The sequence below is a fragment of the Nocardia jiangxiensis NBRC 101359 genome, from assembly GCF_000308615.1.
Classification (GTDB): Bacteria; Actinomycetota; Actinomycetes; order Mycobacteriales; family Mycobacteriaceae; genus Nocardia; species Nocardia jiangxiensis.
This window is the reverse complement of the sequence record NZ_BAGB01000008.1, coordinates 1-630: the sequence shown is the minus strand read 5'-3', so window position 1 is coordinate 630 and position 630 is coordinate 1. Positions and strand designations below refer to the sequence as shown.

The 630-nt window shown below is 68.4% G+C and carries 1 protein-coding gene; it reads left to right on the top strand.

Translation table 11 applies throughout. The features are described 5' to 3' along the window. Positions 1–630: AMP-binding protein (locus ON40_RS02105; protein ID WP_040817889.1), on the top strand; the 630-nt coding region annotated here is incomplete at both ends.

Sequence of the window (630 nt, the reverse complement as noted above, 5' to 3'; positions counted from 1 at the left end):
ATGACCGAGAACACCGCTGATCACCTGAAGGCGTATCCGCCGACCGCGGAATTCGCCGCCGCGGCCAACGCCGATGCGTCCCTGTACGATCGGTCCGCCGCGGACCGCGACGCGTTCTGGACCGAACAGGCGCACCGGCTGCACTGGCACGAACCCTTCAGTCGCGTCCTGGACTGGGACGACGCTCCGGTCGCCCGCTGGTTCGGCGACGGCAAACTCAACGTCGCCTACAACTGCGTGGACCGGCACGTCATCGACGGCCACGGCGATCAGGTCGCCATCCACTGGGAGGGTGAGCCCGGCGATTCGCGCGCCATCACCTACGCACAGCTGCTGACCGAGGTCTCCCAGGCCGCGAACTACCTGACCGAACTGGGCTTGCAGGCCGGTGACCGCGTCGCGATCTACATGCCGATGGTGCCCGAGGCGATCGTGTCCATGCTCGCGTGCGCGCGCCTGGGCCTGACCCATTCGGTCGTGTTCGCCGGTTTCTCCCCCAGCGCCCTGCGCCAGCGCATCGATGACGCCGCCGCCCGCCTGGTCATCACCACCGACGGTCAGTGGCGACGCGGTAAGTCCGCCCCGCTCAAGGAAGCCGTCGACGAAGCCCTGATCGGGGGCTTGCACAGC